The 22,821-nt window shown below is 69.6% G+C and carries 22 protein-coding genes; 8 read left to right on the forward strand and 14 right to left on the reverse strand.

Annotation, left to right across the window (positions count from 1 at the left end):
* The first annotated feature begins 259 nt into the window (after positions 1 to 259).
* Together DK459_RS29470 and DK459_RS29475 are read left to right on the forward strand one after the other, a co-directional pair.
* The gene (locus tag DK459_RS29470; RefSeq protein WP_024069563.1) at positions 260 to 847 is read left to right on the forward strand and encodes an NUDIX domain-containing protein; all 588 of its coding nucleotides are present in this window, start codon (positions 260 to 262) and stop codon (positions 845 to 847) included.
* Between the two features lie 18 nt (positions 848 to 865).
* Complete coding sequence (locus DK459_RS29475) at positions 866 to 1,201, forward strand: 2Fe-2S iron-sulfur cluster-binding protein (RefSeq protein WP_020928492.1); 336 nt, start codon at positions 866 to 868, stop codon at positions 1,199 to 1,201.
* A gap of 17 nt (positions 1,202 to 1,218) precedes the next feature.
* Here the strand turns inward: DK459_RS29475 and DK459_RS29480 are convergent, their stop codons facing one another.
* The 6 genes from DK459_RS29480 to DK459_RS29505 form a co-directional block, all read right to left on the reverse strand.
* Complete coding sequence (locus DK459_RS29480; RefSeq protein ID WP_070781133.1) at positions 1,219 to 1,665, reverse strand: SRPBCC domain-containing protein; 447 nt, start codon at positions 1,663 to 1,665, stop codon at positions 1,219 to 1,221.
* Positions 1,569 to 2,006, reverse strand: coding sequence for a helix-turn-helix transcriptional regulator (locus DK459_RS29485; RefSeq protein ID WP_006385054.1), 438 nt, complete (start codon positions 2,004 to 2,006; stop codon positions 1,569 to 1,571). Before DK459_RS29485 ends, DK459_RS29480 begins: the two co-directional genes overlap by 97 nt.
* Before the next feature lie 132 nt (positions 2,007 to 2,138).
* Complete coding sequence (locus DK459_RS29490) at positions 2,139 to 3,440, reverse strand: MFS transporter (RefSeq protein WP_006385055.1); 1,302 nt, start codon at positions 3,438 to 3,440, stop codon at positions 2,139 to 2,141.
* A 122-nt stretch (positions 3,441 to 3,562) separates the two neighbouring features.
* Complete coding sequence (locus DK459_RS29495; protein ID WP_223203201.1) at positions 3,563 to 4,765, reverse strand: hypothetical protein; 1,203 nt, start codon at positions 4,763 to 4,765, stop codon at positions 3,563 to 3,565.
* Positions 4,766 to 4,779: 14 nt separating this feature from the next.
* Positions 4,780 to 5,508: a helix-turn-helix domain-containing protein gene (locus DK459_RS29500; protein ID WP_026384438.1), complete on the reverse strand. Its 729-nt coding sequence runs from the start codon at positions 5,506 to 5,508 to the stop codon at positions 4,780 to 4,782.
* A 124-nt stretch (positions 5,509 to 5,632) separates the two neighbouring features.
* Positions 5,633 to 6,067, reverse strand: coding sequence for a gamma-glutamylcyclotransferase (locus DK459_RS29505; protein ID WP_024069559.1), 435 nt, complete (start codon positions 6,065 to 6,067; stop codon positions 5,633 to 5,635).
* Between the two features lie 152 nt (positions 6,068 to 6,219).
* On the opposite strand from DK459_RS29505, the gene clpB reads away from it, so the two are divergent.
* Positions 6,220 to 8,826, forward strand: a complete 2,607-nt coding sequence (gene clpB / locus DK459_RS29510) for an ATP-dependent chaperone ClpB (RefSeq protein WP_006385057.1) — start codon at positions 6,220 to 6,222, stop codon at positions 8,824 to 8,826.
* 112 nt (positions 8,827 to 8,938) lie between these two features.
* Here clpB and DK459_RS29515 read toward each other — a convergent pair whose 3' ends face one another.
* The 4 genes from DK459_RS29515 to DK459_RS29530 form a co-directional block, all read right to left on the reverse strand.
* Positions 8,939 to 9,379, reverse strand: coding sequence for a DUF1641 domain-containing protein (locus tag DK459_RS29515; RefSeq protein WP_047991228.1), 441 nt, complete (start codon positions 9,377 to 9,379; stop codon positions 8,939 to 8,941).
* The gene (locus DK459_RS29520; protein WP_020928484.1) at positions 9,376 to 10,566 is read right to left on the reverse strand and encodes an FAD/NAD(P)-binding oxidoreductase; all 1,191 of its coding nucleotides are present in this window, start codon (positions 10,564 to 10,566) and stop codon (positions 9,376 to 9,378) included. The genes DK459_RS29515 and DK459_RS29520 overlap by 4 nt, the downstream gene beginning before the upstream one ends.
* A gap of 172 nt (positions 10,567 to 10,738) precedes the next feature.
* Positions 10,739 to 12,385, reverse strand: coding sequence for an S-layer protein (locus tag DK459_RS29525; RefSeq protein WP_110135223.1), 1,647 nt, complete (start codon positions 12,383 to 12,385; stop codon positions 10,739 to 10,741).
* Positions 12,386 to 12,523: 138 nt separating this feature from the next.
* Positions 12,524 to 13,189 (reverse strand): TetR/AcrR family transcriptional regulator, encoded by a 666-nt coding sequence (locus DK459_RS29530; protein ID WP_026384440.1) that lies wholly within the window; start codon positions 13,187 to 13,189, stop codon positions 12,524 to 12,526.
* Positions 13,190 to 13,349: 160 nt separating this feature from the next.
* Here DK459_RS29530 and DK459_RS29535 point away from each other — a divergent pair, with 160 nt between their 5' ends.
* Genes DK459_RS29535 through DK459_RS29545 form a run of 3 tightly spaced genes read left to right on the forward strand, consistent with a single transcriptional unit; the run spans position 13,350 to position 15,901 of the window.
* Positions 13,350 to 14,561 (forward strand): Tm-1-like ATP-binding domain-containing protein, encoded by a 1,212-nt coding sequence (locus tag DK459_RS29535; RefSeq protein WP_054436874.1) that lies wholly within the window; start codon positions 13,350 to 13,352, stop codon positions 14,559 to 14,561.
* An 11-nt stretch (positions 14,562 to 14,572) separates the two neighbouring features.
* The gene (locus DK459_RS29540) at positions 14,573 to 15,403 is read left to right on the forward strand and encodes a phosphoenolpyruvate hydrolase family protein (protein ID WP_020928481.1); all 831 of its coding nucleotides are present in this window, start codon (positions 14,573 to 14,575) and stop codon (positions 15,401 to 15,403) included.
* Positions 15,404 to 15,457: 54 nt separating this feature from the next.
* A complete protein-coding gene (locus DK459_RS29545) occupies positions 15,458 to 15,901 on the forward strand; it encodes an SRPBCC family protein (RefSeq protein ID WP_054498694.1) in 444 nt (147 codons plus the stop codon).
* A 69-nt stretch (positions 15,902 to 15,970) separates the two neighbouring features.
* Here the strand turns inward: DK459_RS29545 and DK459_RS29550 are convergent, their stop codons facing one another.
* Positions 15,971 to 16,939, reverse strand: coding sequence for a LysR family transcriptional regulator (locus DK459_RS29550; RefSeq protein WP_038503978.1), 969 nt, complete (start codon positions 16,937 to 16,939; stop codon positions 15,971 to 15,973).
* Positions 16,940 to 17,089: 150 nt separating this feature from the next.
* Between DK459_RS29550 and DK459_RS29555 the strand changes: the two genes are divergently transcribed.
* Both DK459_RS29555 and DK459_RS29560 read left to right on the forward strand, forming a co-directional pair.
* Positions 17,090 to 18,556 (forward strand): N-acyl-D-glutamate deacylase, encoded by a 1,467-nt coding sequence (locus DK459_RS29555; RefSeq protein WP_110135224.1) that lies wholly within the window; start codon positions 17,090 to 17,092, stop codon positions 18,554 to 18,556.
* A gap of 33 nt (positions 18,557 to 18,589) precedes the next feature.
* On the forward strand, positions 18,590 to 19,549 hold the full coding sequence (locus DK459_RS29560) for a tripartite tricarboxylate transporter substrate binding protein BugE (RefSeq protein WP_024069551.1): 960 nt from the start codon (positions 18,590 to 18,592) through the stop codon (positions 19,547 to 19,549).
* A gap of 65 nt (positions 19,550 to 19,614) precedes the next feature.
* Here the strand turns inward: DK459_RS29560 and DK459_RS29565 are convergent, their stop codons facing one another.
* From DK459_RS29565 to DK459_RS29575, 3 genes are read right to left on the reverse strand one after another with little or no spacing between them, the layout of a single operon-like run.
* Positions 19,615 to 20,985: a sulfite reductase subunit alpha gene (locus tag DK459_RS29565; RefSeq protein ID WP_070542365.1), complete on the reverse strand. Its 1,371-nt coding sequence runs from the start codon at positions 20,983 to 20,985 to the stop codon at positions 19,615 to 19,617.
* Positions 20,986 to 20,988: 3 nt separating this feature from the next.
* Positions 20,989 to 22,002: an FAD:protein FMN transferase gene (locus DK459_RS29570; protein ID WP_110135225.1), complete on the reverse strand. Its 1,014-nt coding sequence runs from the start codon at positions 22,000 to 22,002 to the stop codon at positions 20,989 to 20,991.
* 14 nt (positions 22,003 to 22,016) lie between these two features.
* The gene (locus DK459_RS29575) at positions 22,017 to 22,817 is read right to left on the reverse strand and encodes a DUF4198 domain-containing protein (protein ID WP_049054982.1); all 801 of its coding nucleotides are present in this window, start codon (positions 22,815 to 22,817) and stop codon (positions 22,017 to 22,019) included.
* Positions 22,818 to 22,821 lie beyond the last annotated feature (4 nt).

A 22,821-nucleotide genomic window follows, 5' to 3' on the forward strand; every position in this document is an offset into this window, starting at 1 on the left:
CCGCCGGGCCGCCCCAAGGCAAAAACGCCCCCTCGGGGGGCAGCGACCCGCGCAGCGGCGGCGTGGGGGGGCTTTCTCGGCCGCCGGCCGCGCCTGTGCCGGCCGCGTTCGAGCGCCTGGCCTCGGGCCGTCACTTCGGCAAGATCGTGATCCGCGTCGACGCCTGAACGGCGCGGAGCCGATGGTAAGCTGCAAGCTCTTCGCGCGCGGGCCGGCACGGTTTCGCGCTGCCCCCGCGCTGAACTCCATCACGCCCGCCATGACCGACAAGCCCGATTCCCATCTGTACGAAGAACGCGTCTCCAGCGAGGCCGCCTACGACGGCCGTTTCCTCAAGATCCGCAACGACGTGGTGCGCCTGCCCAACGGCAACACCTCCACCCGCGAATACGTGGTGCATCCGGGCGCGGTGGTGGTGATCCCGCTGCTCGACGACGGCCGCGTGCTGCTCGAGCGCCAGTATCGCTATCCGATCGGCCGCGTCATGACGGAGTTTCCGGCCGGCAAGCTCGATCCCGGCGAGGACCCGCTGGCCTGCGGCAAGCGCGAACTGCTCGAGGAAACCGGCTATACCGCCACGCAGTGGGCCCGCGCCGGCGCCCTGCACCTGGCCATCGCCTATTCCACCGAGATCATCCACATCTACTTCGCGCGCGGGCTGCGCGCCGGGCCCCGGCAACTGGACCAGGATGAATTCCTGGACGTATTCAGCGCCGACCCCGCCGATCTGTACGCCGCCTGCGCCAAAGGCGAGGTCACCGACGCCAAGACGCTGACCTGCACGCTGTGGCTGCAGAACGTGCTGTCCGGCGCCTGGCAGCTGGACTGGCAGGAACACGCCGCCTGAGCGCCGGGGACAACGCCCATGCCGTCCTTTGCCGTGCTGTTGCAGCCGTCCGGCTGGCGCTTCGACGCCGATGCCGACACCTCCGTGCTGGCCGCGGCGCAGGCGGCCGGCATCAAGCTGCCCAGTTCCTGTCGCAACGGCACCTGCCGCGCGTGCATGTGCCAGCTGCGCGCGGGCGCGGTGCGCTACCGCATCGAGTGGCCCGGCCTGTCGCGCGACGAAAAGGACGAAGGCTGGATCCTGCCTTGCGTGGCCCACGCCACCGCGCCGCTCGAGATCCTGTCGCCACACGCCGAACGCATCACGGCCGCGCCCGAGGCGCCGGCGCGGCCCTTGACGGGCGCGCGCCGTTAGCGGGGTCGGGAGGGCGCCTACGCCGCGCCGGCCAGGTCGGCCGCCAGCCGGTCCATCGCGCCGGCCCAGCCGCTGCCATGGCTGTCGCGGGTGGCCTCGTCGACGAACGGGGTCTGCAGGAAGTCCAGGTCGGTGCCGTGGTCCGCGGGCGTAAATGTCAGCGTGATCAGCGAGGTTTCCTGCGGCGCGTCGCGCCAGGTCCAGGTGAAGACCAGTTTGCGCTGCGGCTGCACTTCCCGGTATTGGCCCCGGGCGTAGTGCGCCAGCCCGTCTTCGGTCGCAAAGCCGATGTGATAGGCGCCGCCGACCCGCAGGTCGGTTTCGGCCAGCAGCACTTCGCGTGTTTCGGCGGGGCCGAACCAGCGCATCAGCGCTTGCGGTTCGGTCCAGGCTCGCCAGACGCGTTCGACGGGGGCGTTGAAGCGCCGCCGGAGGCGCAATTCGAGGTCGGTGTCGGTGGACATGGGTGGGTCTCCTCTTCGTGGTAAAGGTAGCGGGCCAGCGAGTCGAGCTGCCCGTTCCAGAATTTCTCGTAGCGCGCCAGCCAGTCGGACGCCGACCGCATCGGCCCGGCCGACAAGGTGCAGCGGACCACCCGGCCATCCTTGGCCCGGGCAATCAGGCCGGCGTCCTCCAGCACCCGCAAGTGCTTCATGAAGGCAGGCAGCGACATTGCATGGGGCCGGGCCAGCGTGCCGACGGAAGCCGGGCCCGGCTCCAGGTCGGCCAGCACCCGGCGCCGGGTGGTATCCGCCAGGGCGGAGAACACACGGTCCAGTTGAGCGTCGTCGAGCGGGGAATTCATTAACTTAACCATAAGGTTAAGTGTTGGCCGAAGCGGCTGCCACCGCAAGCCCCCGGGCCGCACGCTTACACTTTTTTTCAAGGGACCCCGGCGCGACGGGCGAATTGCCGCGCCGCGCCCTGGGAAGCCGGATCACTCGTGCCGGTGCATCGCCGACTGGTGCTTGGTGTCGCGCATGGTGGCGTACACCAGCAGCGAAATGAAGATCACGCCCGCCAGGTAGTAGTAGAACCACTGCTCGTGGCCCTGCTGCTTGAACCACAGGGCGATGGCCGGCGCGGTGCCGCCGAAGATGGACACGGTGATCGCGTATGGCACCGCCACGCCGGTGGCGCGGATGTTGGTGGGAAAGAGCTCGGCCTTCACCACCGCGTTGATCGAGGTGTAGCCGGCGGTGAAGAGCCAGGCCGCGCAGATCAGCAGGAAGGCGATGAACGGCGAGCGGGTATGCGACAACGTCATCAGCAACGGCACCGTGAGCAGCGCGCCCGCGATGCCGAAGAACACCAGCAGCGGCTTGCGCCCGATCTTGTCGGACAGCGCGCCGTACAGCGGCTGCAGGATCAGCGCGAAGATCAGCGACGCGGCGATCACGTAGGTGGTGACGATGTCGGAGAACCCGGCCGTCTGCCGCACGAAGGTCTGCATGTAGGTGGTGAAGGTGTAGAACGCCGCCGTGCCGCCGGCCGTCAGGCCGACCACGATCGCGACCTCGCGCGGATAGCGCAGCAGGCCGCGCAGCGAGCTGGTCTGCGGCTTGTGCTGGCTGGCCTGCTTGTAGGAATCGGTTTCCGGCATGTCGCGCCGCATGACAGCGGTGATGATGGCGAGCATGGCGCCGATCACGAAGGGAATGCGCCAGCCCCATTGCACCAGCTGCTCGTGCGTCAGGAACACGTTCTGCAGCAACAGCAGCACCAGGATGGCGCAGAGCTGCCCGCCGATCAGCGTGACGTACTGGAAGCTGGAATAGAAGCCGCGGTGGTTCGGATCGGCGATCTCGGTGAGATAGGTGGCGCTGGCGCCGTATTCGCCGCCCAGGCTCAGGCCTTCGATGACCCGCGCCAGCGCCAGCAGCGCCGGCGCCGCCAGCCCGATCGAGGCATAGGTGGGCGTGACCGCGATGATCAGCGACCCCACGCACATCATGCCCACCGACACCATCAGCGACAATCGTCGCCCGTGGCGGTCGGCCAGGTGGCCGAACAGCCAGCCGCCCAGCGGCCGCACGATGAAGCCGGCGGCGAACAGCGTGGCGGCGTTCAGTTGCTGCACGACCGGGTCGTGCGAGGGGAAGAAGGCGGGGGCGAAATACAGGGCGAAGGCGGTATAGGCGTAGAAGTCATACCATTCGACCAGGTTGCCCATGGAGCCGACGAAGATCGCCTTGATGCGGCGTTTGGCGTCGGGCATGTCGAGATACGCTTGGCTCATATCTGTCTTCCACGGAGACGGTACCCGCCTATGTTGCGCCTGTCGGCGCCAAAATGCACCCCTGCGTCCGTCCGGGATATTCGTTCAGTTTCGCGTCAATAACCGGCACATGGCTTTCCGGGCTATTTGCGCGGCGGCTCGATCACCGTGCAGGCGGCCGCGCCGGCTGGCGCGATCGCGTTTTCACCCAGCAGCGCGCGCGCGCCGCAGACCGAGCTGAACATGCCCTTGTTGTCATGGCCGACGCCGGTCACTTCGAAGCCGGCGCGGTGCAGCGTCACGGGGTGGTTGCCGCGCGCCGCGACGATGCGCTCGTATTGCAGGTAGGCCGTGCCGCGCGCCAGCCGCGTGGCGCCTTGCGCTTCGGCGCCGCAGGTCTTGTCCAGCAGGCGGTGCTCGGGGTTGTTGTCCGCGCCGCCCAGCAGGTAGGTCACGTCGCGCTCCGCGTAGCGGATGAACAGGCGCGTGTCGTCGGTTTCCTGCGCGTACGCCGGCAACTTGTCGGTGCCGTACTTGTACTGGTTATAGGTGGGGCAGATGCCGCGTTCGTAGGGCGCGTAGCCCTTGCCGTCGGGGCGCGGGCGCTCGCGGGTCAGGTACAGGTAGGAGGAAGGATTCGCGATCACGTAGCGGATGGCGATGCCGTCGCGCCGCAGCGGGCCGTCGACGGGATTGAGCACCGCATAGCGCTGCACCAGCTGGCCGCCGCCGGAGTGGCCGGCCAGCACGATGCCGGCCAGTATCGGCAGGCGCTTGCGGTCGTCCAGGCTGCGCAGCAGGTCGTCGATCACCTGGAACGAGCTGACCGGCGCCGGTCGGCCGCTGGCCTGCACGCTGTCCTCGCCGTCCTCCCAGCTGGCCTTGCGCCACGCGGCCATGCCGGCGAAGCCCGAGTCGATCGAGCCGACGAAGCGCGGCGCCAGGATCAGCGTGTCATTGGCGCGGGCGGGATTGGCGGCCAGCAGCGTGGCGACGGTTTCGTAATAGGCGTCGGCGTTGCGCTTGACGCCGTGGAACACGATCACGATTTGCTTGATATCGCGCAGGTCGGCGCGCGCCAGGTTCCGGTTAGCATAGACCGGTACCTTGTAGCGATGGCCCGGCCTGCCCAGTTCGAGCGCCTGCCAGCGCGGCACCGCCACCCGCTTGGGCGCGGGCACGGGTTCGTCGTAATCGTAGGGATCGGGCAGCGGCGTCTGCGCATGCGCCGCCAGGGGTAGCAGGGCCGCCAGGGCCAGCGCCGCCGCGCACCAGGCCCGGGGCGAGCGCGACAGGCGCGGCGCCGGGCAGGGCTGTGAGGCGCCGGGTGCGGCGGTGCGGCGCATGGCGCGGGCGGGCGTCAGCAGCCCTCGTGGCCCAGCAGTTGCTTGAGCGCGGGCTGGTCCAGGATGCGGACTTCGCGCTGGTTGATGCGGATCAGGCCGTCGCGCGCGAAACGCGAGAACAGCCGGCTGACCGTCTCCAGCGTCAGGCCCAGGAAGTTGCCGATTTCCTCGCGGCTCATGCGCAGCACGAACTCGGTGGACGAGTAGCCCAGCGAGGCATAGCGCTGCGACAGGTTCAGCAGGAACGCGGCCAGGCGCTGTTCGGAACGCATCGAGCCCAGCGACGCCAGCATCTGGTGCGAGCGCGTGATCTCGCGGCTCATCAGGCGGCGGAACTGCTGCTGCAGCGAGGGCAGGTGGGCGGCCACGCGGTCGACTTCGTTCAAGCGGATCACGCAGACTTCGGAGTCTTCCAGCGCGACGGCGGCCGAGACGTGCTTGCCGTCGAGCATGCCGTCCATGCCGACGATCTCGCCGGGCAGGTGGAAACCGGTGATCTGGATCTGGCCGGTGGCGTCCTCGAGCTGCGTTTTCAGGCTGCCGAAGCGCACGCCGTAGACGGCGTCCAGGGGGTGATCCAGCGAATACAGCGTCTTGCCCTTTTCAAGGCGCACACGCTCTTTCACCAGCTCGTCCAGCTTTTCCACTTCGGCGGCTGCCATCCCGACCGGGACACACACGTGGCCCAACATACACGTGGAACAGTGGGCGGCATCAGGGGCAACGGGAACCCGTTTTTGCATACGATGACCTTTATAGTGCCCGGACCCGGCGGGTGGCCTGGACGGGCTTAAAGCGTGAAGACAGGTACCCATTGTAGTCCGTTGTTACTACGGGTGTCTTACGGGGCGGTTTTGCAGTAGAACCTTACGGCGATACGGGGTGTCCGCGGGCCTGGCGGTAGGCGATCCAGTCGTCCGCGGCGACGTCCGGCGCCGCCCCGCGCCAGGCCGGATCGATGGGGTAGTACTGGCAGGCCACCGCGGCGGCGCCGGGCGGCGCCAGCGGGCGGGCCAGTACAGGCCGGCGCACGAAGCAGCCGGGCCGGCCGGGCGCGTATTCCTCGATCTCGTCCATCAGGGCGAGCAGGGCCGGGCAGACCGCGTAGATGTCGCCGCGCACGCGGCGGCCGTCCCGCACCGGGACCAGTCCGGGCCAGTCGCCGAAGTCCACCAGCGCGCCCGGCACGGTGGCCGCGCCGAGATGGCGGGCGGGCGGCAGCGCGCGCCGCGCGGCCGCTTGCGCCAGGTCGTTGATTTCGCCCGCGCGTAGCGTGCCGTAGACAAAAACGTATATGCTCATAGTTCAGATTGTTGCTGCACGCGGATGTGTCCACGGACATAAAGCCATGAGGCCGGCGAGGTATTGAAATTCTCGCATCCGGCCGCATATTCAGGTCATCGAGCCCGCCGGCGCGTATCGGTCAGGCTCACCAACAAGCCACAACGACCATTATGCGATTCGACAAACTGACCACCAAGTTCCAGCAAGCCCTGGCCGACGCTCAGAGTCTGGCCGCCCGCAACGATCACCCCTACATCGAGCCCGTCCACGTGCTGTCGGCGTTGCTGTCCGACCCCGACAGCGGCGCCGGCAGCCTGCTGGCGCGCGCCGGCGTGGCCGTCAACCGGCTGCAGCCGGCCCTGGATGCCGCGCTCAAGGCGCTGCCCCAGGTGCAGGGCGATGACAACGTCCAGGTCGGCCGCGACCTGCAGGGCGTGCTGACTCGCACCGACAAGGAAGCCGCGCGCCGCGGCGACACCTACATCGCCAGCGAACTTTTCCTGCTGGCCCTGGCCGACGACAAGGGCGAGGCCGGCCGCATCCTGCGCGAGGCGGGCCTGCAGAAAAAGGCCCTCGAAGCCGCCATCGACGCCGTGCGCGGCGGCGAGAACGTCTCCGGCGCCGAAGGCGAATCCAACCGCGAGGCGCTGGCCAAGTACACCCTGGACCTGACCGAGCGCGCCCGCCAGGGCAAGCTCGACCCGGTGATCGGCCGCGACGACGAAATCCGCCGCACCATCCAGATCCTGCAGCGCCGCACCAAGAACAACCCGGTCCTGATCGGCGAACCCGGCGTGGGCAAGACCGCCATCGTCGAGGGCCTGGCGCAGCGCATCGTCAACGACGAAGTGCCCGAGACCCTGCGCGGCAAGCGCGTGCTGTCGCTCGACCTGGCCGCGCTGCTGGCCGGCGCCAAGTTCCGCGGCGAATTCGAAGAGCGCCTGAAGGCCGTGCTCAAGGAACTGTCGCAGGACGACGGCAGCAACATCGTCTTCATCGACGAGCTGCACACCATGGTCGGCGCCGGCAAGGCCGAAGGCGCGATGGACGCCGGCAACATGCTCAAGCCGGCGCTGGCGCGCGGCGAGCTGCACTGCATCGGCGCCACCACGCTGGACGAATACCGCAAGTACATCGAAAAGGACGCCGCGCTCGAGCGCCGCTTCCAGAAGGTGCTGGTCGACGAACCCGATGTCGAGTCCACCATCGCCATCCTGCGCGGGTTGCAGGAGCGCTATGAGATCCACCACGGCGTCGAGATCACCGACCCGGCCATCGTGGCCGCGGCCGAACTCTCGCACCGTTATATCACCGACCGCTTCCTGCCCGACAAGGCCATCGACCTGATCGACGAGGCCGGCGCCCGCATCCGCATGGAAATCGACTCCAAGCCGGAAGTGATGGACAAGCTCGACCGCCGCATCATCCAGCTCAAGATCGAGCGCGAGGCCGTCAAGAAGGAAACCGACGACGCCTCCAAGCGCCGCCTGGGCGTGATCGAGGACGAGCTCGAAAAGCTGCAACGCGAATACAACGACTTCGAGGAAATCTGGAAGGCCGAGAAGGCCGCGGTGCAGGGCACCCAGGCCATCAAGGAAGAGATCGACAGCGTGCGCGCCGAAATGGCCGAGCTGCAGCGCAAGGGCCAGTTCGACAAGCTGGCCGAGCTGCAGTACGGCAAGCTGCCCGACCTGGAAGCGCGCCTGAAGGCCGCCGAGGTCGGCGCCGCTGAAGCGGCCGAGGAGGCCGAGGGCGGCGAAGGTCGTCCGCGCCTCTTGCGCACCCGTGTCGGCGCCGAGGAAATCGCCGAGGTCGTGTCGCGCGCCACCGGCATCCCGGTATCCAAGATGATGCAGGGCGAACGCGAGAAGCTGCTGCACATGGAGGAATACCTGCACAAGCGCGTGGTTGGCCAGGACGAGGCCGTGCGCCTGGTGTCCGATGCCATCCGCCGTTCGCGCGCGGGCCTGGCGGATCCCTCGCGCCCGTACGGTTCGTTCCTGTTCCTGGGCCCCACCGGCGTGGGCAAGACCGAGCTGACGCGCGCGCTGGCCGAGTTCCTGTTCGACTCCGAAGAGCACATGATCCGCATCGACATGAGCGAATTCATGGAGAAGCACTCGGTGGCGCGGCTGATCGGCGCGCCGCCCGGATACGTGGGCTACGAAGAGGGCGGCTACCTGACCGAGGCCGTGCGCCGCAAGCCTTACAGCGTGGTGCTGCTCGATGAAGTCGAGAAGGCCCACCCGGACGTCTTCAACGTGCTGCTGCAGGTGCTGGACGATGGCCGCCTGACCGACGGCCAGGGCCGCACCGTGGACTTCCGCAACACCGTCATCGTGATGACCTCCAACCTGGGTTCGCAGCATATCCAGACGCTGGCCGGCCAGCCGTACGACGTGGTCAAGGAAGTGGTCTGGGGCGAGCTCAAGCAGACGCTGCGGCCCGAGTTCCTGAACCGCATCGACGAAGTGGTGGTGTTCCACGGGTTGGAAGCGCAGCACATCGAGTCCATCGCCCGCATCCAGCTGCGCCGCCTGGCCGAGCGACTGGAAAAGCAGGAGATGCGGCTGGAAGTGACCGAGCCCGCGCTGGCCGAACTGGCACGCGATGGCTTCGATCCGGTGTTCGGCGCGCGTCCGCTCAAGCGCGCGATCCAGCAGCAGATCGAGAACCCGGTCGCCAAGCTGATTCTGGAAGGCCAGTTCGGGCCGCGCGACGTGGTGCCGGTGGATTGGCGCGACGGCAAGTTCGTCTTCACGCGCACGTTGCAGTAAGCGCCTACGCGCCGCCCGTCCAGGCGGCGTGTACAGAAAGCCCCGCAGGCGATCGCTTGCGGGGCTTTGTTTTGCCGGGCCGGGACCCGGGGGGCGGTGCCGGCCTACCGCATCAGGAGGCGGTGTAGTCCTGCCGCTGGTCACCCAGTTGCCGGCCCAGCCCTTGCAGCGTCCGCAGCACCAGCGCCAGCCCGCGCCGCGTATCCTCGTCGCGCGAGAGCTGGAACAGTCCGCCCAGGCCCGGCGGGCGCGCCTCTTGCAACCCTTGCGCCTGGGCCGCGCGCCAGGCGTTGGACAGGGTCCAGGCGGCGCCCGTGGCCTGCTCCGACAGCGCGCCCAGTTTTTCCACCATCGGCGCATCGAGCAGGTCGACCAGGTCGGACGCCAGCGCCAGCAGGTCGACGATATTGTCCAGGCGTCCGCTGTCGGCCAGCGGTTGCAGCTTGTCCGCCAGTTGCGCCAGCGCATCGTTGCCGCCAGCCGCGGGCGGCGCGTCGAACACGGCGGCGCATTGCCCGGCCGCGGGCAGGCTGTTGTCGTGCGGAGCGTTCATAGCATTCCCCTGGCGACGGACCAGTACAGGCCCCGGTTGAAACCATGCCGCAGCAACCCGCCCAGCTTGGTCGGCGGTGTCGGCCGCACGTCATGGGTGTAGTCGTACCAGAGCGGCATGCCGGCGTTCAGGCCCATCTGCGCCACGGCCTGGACGCGGCCGTCGTACGCGCTGCAGGGATGGCCCAGTCGGATCTCGCCGGCGATGTTGTTGGCGATGACGGGCGCCTGGTTGTGGCATGAGCCGCCGGCCTTGCTGACCGGCAGGTCCACGGTGTCGCCGATCACGTACACGTTGCGCAGGCCGTAGACCTGCATGGTCTCGTGATCGGTCGGCAGCCAGCCTTCGTTGTCGGGCGCCTGCGAGGCGCCCGATTCCAGCACCGCATCGACCGCGCGGATCGGCGGCGTGGCCATGAGGATGTCGAAGGGTTGCTCGACGCCTTCTTCCGAATAGGCGATGCGCCGGTCGGGGTCCACCTTCGCCAGCGTGAAGCCGCGCTGGAACCGGATGCCGCGCTGTTCGAAGATGGCCGGCAGCACTTCGCAGGTGGGCTTTTGCAGGAACAGGCAGTTGCGCAGCAGTTGCGAGGTGGTCGGGTAGGTGTAGACGATCTCGACGCGGTCGCGCACGCCGCGGCGGCGCAGATAGTCGTCCAGCATCAGCGTGGTCTCGATCGGCGCGATGCCGCACTGGTGCGGCACGTTCGGCGTCTTGGGAAAGGTGACGCTGACGAACACGCGGCCGCGCTCGATCGTGGCCAGGCGGCTGGCCAGTTGCCGCGCCGGCTCGTACTGGTAGAAATGATCGCCCGCTTCGCGCAGTCCCTCGATGCGCTCGGGGGCGGGCACGCAGCCGGTGGCGATCACGAGATAGTCGTAGCCGTGGCGCTTGCCGCCGCGGGTGTGCAGTTGCTGGGCATCGAAATCGAAGCGCGTCACCTTGTCGACGCGGAACTCGATCTCGGGCCGCAGCAGGGAACGTTCGGGGCGTTTGAGTTCTTCCTGAAAGAACAGATTGAATGCCACATACATGAAGGCCGGCTTGTAGTAATGATCCGGCGAATCGGACAGCAGCATGATGCTGACCTTGCCGGCCGCCACTTCGGGGTAGAGCTTGTGCACCAGTTGGTTGGCCAGCATGGTGCCGCCGACCCCGCCTCCCACGACAACAATTCGCTTGCTCATAAAAATCCTCCGATGAGAATAATCAGGAACCAAGTGCAGTTGCGCCCTCATATGTAGCAAGCGAGGGGTTGGAGGTCAACAAAATAACTGTGACTTATAAAAGAGAATCCGTGCCGCTCGCGTTTCGGGCCGGGCCGGCGCGGCTCGACATGCCGCGCCGGCGCGAGCCGTCCTACTGTTTGACGGTGACGAACACCGGATTCGAATAGAACCACAGGTCGTTGTAGTTGCGCGCGTTGATGGCGTTGAAGCGGGCCGCGTTGTCGGCCAGGTCGATCTTGGCGTCCGCCAGCGGTTCGCCGTTGGCGGTTTCACCGGCCACGTCGGGCGCCAGGTTGGTGCCGCGCAGGCGCAGGTACTGGCTCTTGTCCGCGGTCAGCTTGACCTTGATGACGCTGTAGCCGTCCTGGTCCACCGTCCAGTCCTTGCTGGTGTAGCGGCCCAGCACCCGGGTGCTCGGATTGGTGGCATTGTCATAGGCCGGGGTGCCGGCGGCGGCGCGGGCGCCGACGTCGCCCACGATCAGGTCGACGTGATGCACGGTCGGCTTGACGTAGGTCGGGTTGCCGCTTTCGATCGGGTATTCGTAATGGTTGCTGCCGGGGCTGCGGAAGCGGATGGTCACTTCCACCTGCTCGCCCTTGGCCGCCACCAGTTCGCCGCCCATCTGCGCGGTGCCCGAGGCGCCGCGCGCCTGGAATTCGAGCGCGTCGATCAGGTCGCCGAACACGCCGAACAGGCGGCCGCTCTTGAGGCCCGCGACCACCGCCGCCATGTCCTTGCCGTCCTTCCAGACATAGGTCTTGGCGTATTCGCCCGGCGCGTAGCCGCTGCTGTACTGGCCGGTGGCGTTGACGCGGAAATGGAAGTCCGAATCGGCCACGGTCCAGATGCGGCGGCCTTCGCCCAGCAGCGCGTCCCAGGTGCCGCCGAGCTTGGCCACCAGGTAGTCGACGCCGCCGTAGGTGCGGTTGGGCAGTTTGTCGGCCGTGTAGGCCTCGGCGTAGCCGCCGCGGTCGGGTTCCATCTGGTTGCCCACCATGCCTTCGATGGCGAAGAAGATCGACGGCGCCAGGTCGTGCATCTCACGCAATTGGCCGACGGTGTACTTGCCGGCGTAGCGCGACGGGTGATTCAGCAGCATGTAGCTGTCGGGGTGCCTGTCGCGCAGCCACTTGAGCGCCGTCAGCGAATCGGCGTGGGTGGTGTAGGCGCGCGCCTGGCCGGCCAGGTCCGATACCAGCTGCGGATCGAACAGGTTGGCGGCCTTGTTGGTGTAGAGGTATTCGAACTCGGCCACGGCGCGCAGCGACTTCTCGGACATCGGGTCGTTGGTGCCGATGCCGATGTTGACGTGATCGTGCGTGGGCATGTCCCACTCGAACGACGAGAAGATGATCTTGCCGGCGTAGCGGCCCGCGGCCTGTGCCTGCTTGATGAACGGCACTTCGTAGCGCGCCATGCCGGTCGAGAACGGAATCGATCCGCCCGGGATCGCCAGGCCGGTGTGGTCGCGTCCGGACATGCGCAGGTGGTTCGAGAGCGCGGCCCAGTCCAGTTTGTAGCGGTCGAAGGCCTGGTCCAGCACGCTTTCCAGCGTGGTCTGCGCGTCGTCGGACTGGATGGTGTGCACGTGCAGGTCGCCGGCGCTCCAGGCGCCCGTGCGGACCGGCGGCGTGGGGTCGGTCACGACCGGGGGCGGCGTGACGGCGGGGGTCTCATCGTCGTCATCGCTGCCGCCACAGGCGCTCAACAGGGTTACGCAAGCCAGCGACAGCGGCATCAGGGTCCGCCGCAGGCGGGTTACTTCGAACTGCATTCCATGCTCCAGCGTCATGCGGGCCGCAAGGAGGCGCGGCGCCGCGAAGGCCCGCACTATGAGGCGCGCGGGTGACGTGGCAATGACAGGGTATGCGGGGCGAGGCCGTGGCTGCGCCTCGGGCGGCGCGCGCGGCGCTCAGCGCCTGCGCGGATCCGCCGCCGGCGCGTCGGCGACGTCGGCCAGCGCCTGCCGGATGATGGCATTGGCGGTCCAGCGGGCGACCTCGGTGACCTCGGCCTGGCCGAGGCCCCAGATGTCCTTGAGCACCAGGAACACTTCGGTGCCGTAGACCAGCGATAGCGCCTGCGCCACGCGATCCTGCTGCGCCGGCGTCAGCACGCCGGCCAGCGGCGCGATGGCGCGCCTGAGGATGTCGACGCGATGGCCGCGCACCAGCCGGGGTTCGTTGCCGGCGCGGCCGGCGCTGGCATCCGCATGCTGCTGCAACGACACCTGGATGGCGGCGCGCAGCGGCGCTTCGTGCGCTTGCAGGCGCGGATAGGCGAAACGCAGCAGTTCATCCACGCGGGTGGCGGCGTCCGGCGCGGCCGAGTCCCACGCCAGGATCGGGCCCAGGCTCTCGTCGACCACGGCGGCGATCAGCGCGCTCTGGCTGGGAAAGTAGCGGTAGGCGGTGGCGCGCGACACCTGGGCATGCTCGGCCAGCTCCGCCACCGACGGCGTGATGCCTTGCGCCATCAGCCGCTGCGCGGCGTCCAGCAGGATCTTGCGCATGCGCGCGCGCGGCCCGTGCGGCGGCTCGCCGCTGGCTGCGGCCTGGCGGCTGGCGGGCGCGATCAGGCGCGCGGGCGCGGCCGGCGGCTTGGGGGCGGGTGTCGTGGTTTGACGTGAGACAGGTGTCTCAGTATGATTCTTTCGTCTCATTTCTTGATTCTACAGGCCCTGGGCGGCCCCAGACATATCGAGGCGCGCACCGAGTGTAGCCGCCCGCGGAGGAGTCATGACGCATTCGAATCGGCGGGTCTTCGTGGCCGCCACCTACGATACCAAGGGCCACGAGGCCGAGTACGTGGTTGCGCTGCTCAAGCGCGAAGGCCTGGACGTGGTCTCGGTGGACGTGTCCACCACGGGCGCGGCCAGCGCGGCGCAGGTACAGGCGCGGGAAGTGGCGCGCAGCCATCCGCGGGGCGAGCAGGCCGTCTTCACCGGCGACCGCGGCACCGCCATCGCGGCCATGGCGCTGGCGTTCGAACGCTACGCGGCCGCCAACTCCGATATCGGCGCCTTGCTGGGCCTGGGCGGTTCCGGCGGCACCGCGCTCATCACGCCGGCCATGCGCGCGCTGCCCATCGGCGTGCCCAAGCTGATGGTATCGACCATGGCGTCGGGCAACGTCGCGCCCTACGTCGGGCCGTCGGACATCGCGATGATGTATTCCGTGACCGACGTGGCCGGCCTGAACCGCATCTCGCGCCGCGTGCTGGCCAATGCCGCCGGCGCCATCGGCGGCGCCTTCCGCCTGGCCGCCAGCGTGGCCGGCGACGACAGCCGTCCGGCCGTCGGCATCACCATGTTCGGCGTCACCACCGCCTGCGTGCAGCAGGTGACGCCGCTGCTCGAATCGCGCTACGACTGCCTGGTGTTCCACGCCACCGGCACCGGCGGCCAGTCGATGGAAAAGCTGCTCGACAGCCATCTGTTGTCCGGCGTGCTGGACCTGACCACCACCGAGGTCTGCGACTTCCTGTTCGGCGGCGTGCTGGCCTGCACCGAGGACCGCTTCGGCGCCGTGGCGCGCACCCGGGCGCCGTACGTGGGTTCCTGCGGCGCGCTCGACATGGTCAATTTCGGCGCCATGGACTCGGTGCCGGAACGCTACCGCGGCCGCACCTTCTACCCCCACAACCCGCAGGTGACGCTGATGCGCACCACCGCGGAAGAGAACCGCCGCCAGGGCGAATGGATCGCTGAGCGGCTGAACCGCTGCGACGGCCCCGTGCGCTTCCTGATCCCCGAAGGCGGCGTGTCGGCGCTGGACGCGCCGGGCCAGGCATTCTGGGACCCGCAGGCCGACGCGGCCTTGTTCGAGGCGCTGCAGGCCAATCTGGTGCAGACCGCCGACCGCCGCCTGGTGCGCGTGCCCTGCCACATCAACGACCCGCTGTTCGCCCGCACCGCGGTCGAACAGTTTCTCGACATCGCCACACACTGAGGATTGCCGCCATGCCGCGCTTTGACCGTAACCAACTGCTGGACAAGTTCCGCGCCATGGTGCGCGACCGCACCCCCATCGTGGGCGGCGGCGCCGGCACCGGACTGTCCGCCAAGTGCGAGGAAGCGGGCGGCATCGACCTGATCGTGATCTACAACTCGGGCCGCTACCGCATGGCCGGGCGCGGCTCGCTGGCCGGCCTGCTGGCCTACGGCAACGCCAACGAGATCGTGGTCGACATGGGCCGCGAAGTGCTGCCGGTGGTCAAGCGCACGCCGGTGCTGGCCGGCGTCAACGGCACCGATCCGTTCTGCGACTTCGACGTGTTCCTGGACGACCTGAAGCGCCAGGGTTTTGCCGGCGTGCAGAATTTCCCCACCGTGGGCCTGATCGACGGCACCTTCCGCGCCAACCTGGAAGAGACCGGCATGGGCTACGCGCTGGAAGTGGACATGATCCGCCTGGCGCACGAAAAGGGCATGCTGACCACGCCCTACGTGTTCAACGAGGACGACGCCGTGGCGATGACGCAGGCCGGCGCCGACATCATCGTCGCGCACATGGGCCTGACCACCGGCGGCTCGATCGGCGCCGAGACCGCGCTGACGCTGGATGACTGCGTCGCCGCCATCGACCGCATCGCCGCGGCCGCGCTGGCCGTGCGTCCGGACGTGATCGTGCTGTGCCACGGCGGCCCCATCGCCACGCCCGAGGACGCCGCCCACATCCTGCGCCACTGCCGGCATTGCCATGGCTTCTACGGCGCCAGCTCGATGGAGCGCCTGCCCACCGAACAGGCGCTGACCGCCGCCACCCGCGAGTTCAAGCAACTGACATTCTGAGTTTTCCCCTTCATCCGTTTCCGCCGGGGCGCCGCGCGCCCGTCAGGAGTCCGCATGCCGCATACCGTCTACACCAGCGCCATCGTCCAGGCGCCGCTGGCCAAGGTCTGGCCGCTGTTTCGTGATTTCAACGGCCTGGCGGGATGGCATCCCGGCATCGCGCAAAGCCGTCTGGAAGAAGGCGGCCGCCACGATGCCATCGGCTCGGTGCGTTACCTGTCGCTCAAGCCCTCGGGCTTCGTGCGCGAGCAATTGCTGATGCTGGACGATCCGGGCACGGCGCTGCGCTATTCGATCATCGAGACCGACCTGCCGATGCGCGACTATGTCGCCGGCGTCGCCTTGCGCGCGATCACCGAGAGCGGTGCCACGCTGGTCGAATGGTGGGCCGACTTCCGCGTCGAGGATGGCGCCGACCTGCAGGCGGTGGCAACCGCCGTGGGGCAGGGCGTGTTCGCCGCCGGACTGGCGGCGCTGGACAAAAAGCTGCGCGCCTGAGCGGCGCGTATCGTCGCGGCGGGGCGGGCGCATGCCCCGCCGGCGTTGCCACGGCGACGCCGATGCGCCTCAGGCGCGCCGGCGGGTCGCGCCCGCGGCCAGCTTGCAGCCGGCCGGCAACGGCGCGCCGCGCAGGTAGTCGCGGATGGCGCGGATCAGCGCTTCGGCGGCCGGACTCAGCGCGTGCTCCTTGTGGCGGATGATGCACAGCGTGCGCACCACCGTGGGCCGCGCCAGCAGCGCGTAGTCCAGTCCGGGTTCCAGCACGCGTTGCGCCGCCAGCGCCGGCAGCAGCGCCACGCCCATGCCGGCCTTCACCAACGCTGCCTGGGAAGTGGTACTGGAGGCCTCGTAGAACGGCGCGGCGGCTTCGATCGGCAGGTCCGCGCGAGCCCGCAGCAGCGCCATGATGCCGGTCTCGTCCACCACCCCCACCAGCTTGCGGCCCGCCAGGTCGGACCAGCGCATGGCGCCGTCGCGCCCCGGCCGCAGGCTGGCGTCGTCGCGTCGGTACAGCACGCCGAAGCGGTCCTCCAGCAGCGCGTCGAACTGCAGGCCGGGCGCGTCGGCCCAGCGGCTGGTCAGGCCGAAATCGACCTCGCGCGCGGCCACCTTGCGCTGGATGCGGCCGGAGTTGTCGTCGCTCAGGTACAGGCGGATGGCGGGGTACTGCGCCGCGAATGCCGCCGCCGCCGGCGCGATCACCTGGGTGATGGCCGAGGGCGCGGCCGCCACGCCGACACGGCCGCGCTCCAGCGCGCCGAAGCGCACCACGTCCTCGATCGCGCCGTCGAAATCGGCCAACAGGCGCATCACGCGCGGCAGGAATTCCTCGCCCGCCGCGGTCAGCAGCACGCGCCGGCTGGTGCGCGCGAACAGCCGGGTGGCCAGCGCTTCCTCCAGCTGGCGCACCAGGCTGGTGACCGACGACTGGGTCTGGAACAGGCGCTTGCCGGCGTGGGTGAAACTGGACTCCTGCGCCACCGCGACGAACGCGGTCAGGTGCTTGAGGGTGACGTGCTTGGGTAGGCGATACATTTCAAATCACGATAGATGGATCAATAAAAACAATTTTTCCAGATTGATCGGCCGGACGATACTAGGGGCTTCATCAAGCACCAGGGCCGTCCACGGGCGGCCCGCACAAGCGGCCGGCGTCATCGCCGGCCCCATCAAGGCGGAAGTTGCATGCAGGAAAAACTGGATCTGGTCATCGAAGGCGGCTGGGTGATCGACGGGCTGGGCGGGCCGCGCCGCCGCGCCGACGTCGGCATCCGTGGCGAGCGCATCGCCGCCATCGGCGACCTGTCGGCCGCGCCAGCGGACCGGCGCCTCGATGCCGGCGGCAGGATCGTCGCGCCCGGCTTCATCGATACCCATGGCCACGATGACCTGATGTTCGTGGAAAAACCGGGCCTGGAATGGAAGACCAGCCAGGGCATCACGTCGGTGGTGGTCGGCAACTGCGGCATCAGCGGCGCGCCGGCGCCGCTGCCGGGCAATACCGCCGCGGCGTTGGCCCTGCTGGGCGACTCGCCGCTGTTCGCGGACATGGCCATGTACTTCGGCGCGCTGGAGGCGCAGCGGCCGATGATCAACGTGGCCGCCCTGGTGGGCCACGCCAACCTGCGCCTGGCCGCCATGCGCGATCCGGCGGCACGGCCCAGCGCGAAGGAGCAGCGGGCGATGGAGCGCATGCTGGCCGACGCGCTGGAGGCCGGCGCGGTGGGATTCAGCACGGGCCTGGCCTACCAGCCCGGCGGCGTCGCCGAGCAAGCCGAACTGGACGGCCTGGCGCGCGTCGCGGCGGCGCGCGGCGCGCTGCACACCAGCCACATCCGCAACGAGGGCGACGCAGTCGAGGCCGCCGTCGACGAGGTGCTGGCGGTCGGTCGCCGCACCGGCTGCGCCACGGTGCTGTCGCACCACAAATGCATGATGCCGGCCAACTGGGGCAAGAGCGCCGCCACGCTGGCCAACATCGACCGCGCCCGCGCCGCCGGCGTCGACGTGGCGCTGGACATCTACCCGTATCCGGGCAGCTCCACCATCCTGATACCCGAGCGCGCCGACCAGATCGACGACATCCGCATCACCTGGTCGACCCCGCATCCCGAATGCGGCGGCCAGTCGCTGGCCGAGATCGCCGCGCGCTGGGGCTGCGACGCGGTCACGGCGGCGCGCCGCCTGTGCCCGGCGGGCGCGATCTACTTCGCCATGGACGAGAACGAGGTGCGCCGCATCTTCCAGCACGAATGCTGCATGGTCGGCTCGGATGGCCTGCCCAACGATGCCCATCCGCACCCACGCCTGTGGGGCAGTTTCACGCGAGTGCTGGGCCGCTACGTGCGCGAAGCCGAACTGCTGACGCTGGAGGCCGCCGTGGCCAAGATGACCGCGCTGCCGGCGCGCGTGTTCGGCCTGGCCGATCGCGGCCGGCTGGCCGTGGGCGCCTGGGCCGACGTGGTCGTGTTCGACGCCGACACGGTGTGCGACCGCGCCACCTGGGACGCGCCGACGCTGGCCTCGGCCGGCATCGAGCACGTGCTGGTCAACGGCTGCGCGGTGTTCCCGCAAGCCCCCCCGTCGCATCGCCCCGGCAGGATCCTGCGCCGCGACGCCAGCATCGCCGGCGCGCCGGAATTTTCCCGATAACAAGCAGAACCGATCCCCACAGGAGACAACCCCATGATCCGCAAGACTTGCGCCGCCCTGGCGCTGGCCGCCCTGTTGCCCGCGGCGCACGCCGAATTCCCCGACCGTCCCATCACCTTGATCGTGCCGTTCCCGGCCGGCGGCCCCACCGATATCGTCGGCCGCCTGGCCGCCGCCAAGGCGGGCGAGATCCTGGGGCAGCAGGTCGTGGTCGAGAACCGCACCGGCGCCTCCGGCACCATCGGCATGGCCGCCACCGCGCGCGCCAAGCCGGACGGCTACACCGTGGGGCTGGCGACCGTCAGCACCCATGGCACCGCGCCGCACTTGTTCCCCAAGCTGGCCTACGACCCGGTCAAGGACTTCACGCCCATCAGCAACCTGGTGACCAGCCCCAACATCCTCAGCGTCAACCCGCAATACCCGGCGAAGACGCTGGCCGAGTTCGTGTCGCACGTGCGCGCCAATCCGGGCAAGGACGGCTACGCCAATGCCGGCGCCGGCGGCGTCAATGACCTGGGCATGATCTGGTTCCTGCAGATCACCGGGGGCAAGATGAACAGCATCTCGTACCGCGGCTCGGCGCCGGCCTTGACCGACACGGTGGGCGGCGTGGTGCCGGTGATCTTCGACAACTTCCCGTCGTCGCTGCCCTACATCAAGAGCAATCACCTGCGGGCGCTGGCCATCACCGGGACCGCGCGCAACCCGCGCCTGCCGGACGTGCCGACCTTCGCCGAGCAGGGCTACAAGGATTACGACGTCACCGCCTGGTACGGCGTGGTGGGGCCGGCGGGCATGCCGGCGGACGTGCGCGACAAGCTCGCGCAGGCCTTCGCCCAGGCGGTGCGCGACCCCGCCACCGCCGCCAAGATGGAAGAGACCGGCGCCTTCCCGCTCGGCAATACGCCGGCCGAGTTCGGCGAACAGATCCGCGCCGAACGCGATCGCTGGAAGTCGGTGATCGAGCGCGCGCAGATCAAGCTGCAATAAGCCGGGTTGCGCGAGCCGCTTGCAACGGGCGGCCCGGCGCTCGTACGCGCGACGCCGGCGCGGCCTCAGTACACGTCGCGCCGGTAGCGACCGTCGTGCTGCAGGGCTTGCAGACGCTCGGCGCCCAGGATGTCGCGCAGGGCGGCGTCCACGCCGCCGGCCATGCCTTGCAGGCTGCCGCAGACATAGATCGCGGCCCCCTCGTCGATCCAGGCGCGCACGTCGGCGGCCTGCTCCAGCAGGCAATGCTGCACGTAGCGGCGCCCGGGCTGGTCGCGCGAATACACGCTGTCCACGCGCGCCAGCGTGCCGTCCTGGCGCCAGGCCGCGATCTCGTCGCCGCAGAAGTTGTCGTGCGCCGCGTGCCGTTCGCCGAACACCAGCCAGTTGCGCTCGTGCCCGGCGGCGCGGCGCGCCTTGATCAGGGCGCGCAGGCCGGCCAGGCCGGTGCCGTTGCCGATGAGGATCATTGGCCGGCCGTCGACGGGCGCATGGAAGTTGCGGTTGCCGCGGATGCGCAGCGCGATGCTGTCGCCTGGCTGCGCGATGTGCGTCAGCCAGCCGCTGCCCACGCCCAGCGTGCCATCGGGCTTGCGCATCTGGCGCACCAGCAACTGCAGCACGCCATCGGCCGGCAGCGATGCGATCGAATACTCGCGATGCGGTTGCAGCGCGCCGCCGCGCGCCAGGCGCGGGCCGATTTCGGCGATGTCGCCCGCCAGCCAGACGGGCGCGCCGCTCGCGGGCGGGGCCAGCGTCAGCAGGTAGCAGGGGCCGCCTTCGCTGCCGGGATTGAGCAGTTCGCGGCCGGCGAGCCGCCAGGCTTCGTAGGCAGGCGTCTCCCAGTCGGGCAGGTCGGCGCGGCCGGCCAGCAGGCCCAGGTGATGTTGCCAATGGCGCAGGTCCGCCGGATCGCCGCCGTCCACCTCGACCCGGTCGAACAGCGGCGTGGCGCCCTGTTGCCGCAGCCATTCATCGAGGCGGCGGCCGAAGCCGCAGAAATGCGCGTAGTCGCTGTCGCCCAGCGCCAGCACCGCGTAGCGCAGGCCGTCCAGCGGCGGCGTCGCGGCCTGCATCGTCTGGCTGGCGAAGGCCGCGGCCGCGTCGGGCGCATCGCCTTCGCCGTAGGTGCTGGCGATGAACAGGATGCGGCCGCTGGCGGCCAGGCGCGCGCCATCCAGTTGCGCCAGGGGCGCGACACGCACCGCCAGGCCGCCGGTCCGCAGCGATTGCGCGGTCTGCGCCGCCAGCGCTTCGGCCTGGCCGGTCTGGCTGGCGTAGGCCACCAGGATGGCGTCGTCCGCCTGGGGGGCGTCCAGGTCCCGCAGGGCCTGCGCCGCCTGCGCCTGACGTCGCCGCGCGCGACGCCAGGCCCAGCCGCACAGCAGCAGCCAGGCCAGCACCACGCACGCGGCGGCGATCCAGCGGGACGTCATGACTCAGCGCGCGGCCAGGGCCTGGAAGGCCGCGCTGGCGCCGACGCGGTAGCCATCGGCGTCGCGCACGATGAACAGCGCCGCCAGGCGGTGGCGCTCGGCGTAGGCCAGTCCATCGCGTTCGCCGAGCACCGTCAGCGCGGTGGCCAGCGCATCGGCCTGCATGCAGCCGGCATGCAGCACCGTGACCGAGGCGACGCCGTTGCGCACCGGCTGGCCGCTGCGCGGGTCGATGGTGTGGGCATAGCGGGCCGCGCCTTCGCCGGCGAAACGGCGGTAGTCGCCCGAGGTGGCGATGGCGAGGTCGCGCAGCGGCAGGGCCAGCGCGTGCGCGTCGCTGCCATCCGGCACTTCCACCGCCACGCGCCAGGGCTGGCCGTCGGGGCGCCGGCCGCGCGCGCGCAGCTCGCCGCCCACTTCGACCAGGTAGTCGGTGATGCCAAGCGCGTCCAGCGCCTGCGCGGCGCGATCCACGCCGTAGCCCTTGGCGATGGAAGACAGGTCCAGGTAGACACCGCCCGGCTGGAAGGCGGCGCCGCGCGCCGCGTCCAGCGCCACCCGGCGCCAGCCGCAGCGCTGGCGCGCGGCGTCGATCGCGGCGGGAGAGGGCGGTTCGAAGGCGCGCTGCCAGGGGCCGAAACCCCAGGCATTGACCAGCGGACCGACGGTGGGGTCGTAGGCGCCGCCGCTGTCCTCGGCCAGCGCCAGCGCGTGTTGCAGCACGTGGAAGAAGGCCGCCGGCAGCGCGCGCCAGCCGGGGCCGGCGCGGTTGTAGCGGCTGATGTCGGACTCGGTCTCCCAGGTGCTCATCTGCGCCACCACCTCGTCCAGGGCTGCCTGGATCGCCTGGCGCGCGGCGCCGTCGCCCAGGCCGGCGGGCAGGGACAGCCGCGCCGACCATGTGGTGCCCATGGTGGCGCCCGCCAGCGCGGCGGGGCGCGCCGGCAGGCCGCCGAAGCTGACCCGCGGCGTTGCCGCGACCGCGCCGCGCGGCGCGTAGGAGGGCGTGTCCGGCATGCGGTCGGCGGCTGTCAGGGTTGCAGCACTTCGACGGTGCCGGCGTACGACAGGCGGCGCTTCTTGGCCTGGGCCACCGTCACCTTGGCGTCCTCGGCGCCGGCTTCCACCCAGTACAGGCCGGGTTGCGGCCACTTCACCGAGAACTTGCCGTCCTTGTCGGTCTTGACGGCGATCTCGCCGACCTTGTCGCGGTAGCGGGCGCCGCCCGGCACGATGGTGACGTCCAGGTCGGCGGCGGGCTTGCCGTCCAGCAGCATCTGGAAGCTGGCCGCTTCGCCAGCGTAGAGATCGTTCGGGTGCGTCACCGGCGCCAGTTCCAGGCCGCGGCCGACGGGTTTGACCGCGCTGGGCTTGCCGGCGGTGACGAAGGTCTCGACGCGGCCCAGGCTTTGCGTGACCTCCAGGTCGGCGGCGTTGGCCGGCACGGCCTGCGCCAGGCCCTCGGGCTTGCCGAAGTAGCGCTTGGGCTTGCCGTCTTCCTTCCAGCGCGCGAACACGCCGTCGTTGACCACGGCGATGCGGTAGGTGCCGGCCTGCTTGAGCTGCAGGTCGAAGGTGCTGCGCAGCTTGCCGCGGTTCAGGTTCTCGGCGTCGGCGGCGGAGCCGTCCGGCGCCACCACGGCCAGGCCGTCCAGGCGCAGCGGCGCGTGGTTGAAGTAGAACTTGTCGTTGCCGACGGCGGCGTCCACGGTGATCCAGCTGTCGGTGCCGGACAGCACCGTCGAGGACGGCACCATCCAGACGTCGTGGGCCTGGGCGGCGAAAGGCAGGCTCAGGGCCAGGGCGGCGGCCAGTTTGGCGGCGGATTTCATGGTG

Source organism: Achromobacter sp. RW408 (assembly GCF_003184165.1).
GTDB classification, from domain to species: Bacteria; Pseudomonadota; Gammaproteobacteria; order Burkholderiales; family Burkholderiaceae_B; genus Achromobacter; species Achromobacter xylosoxidans.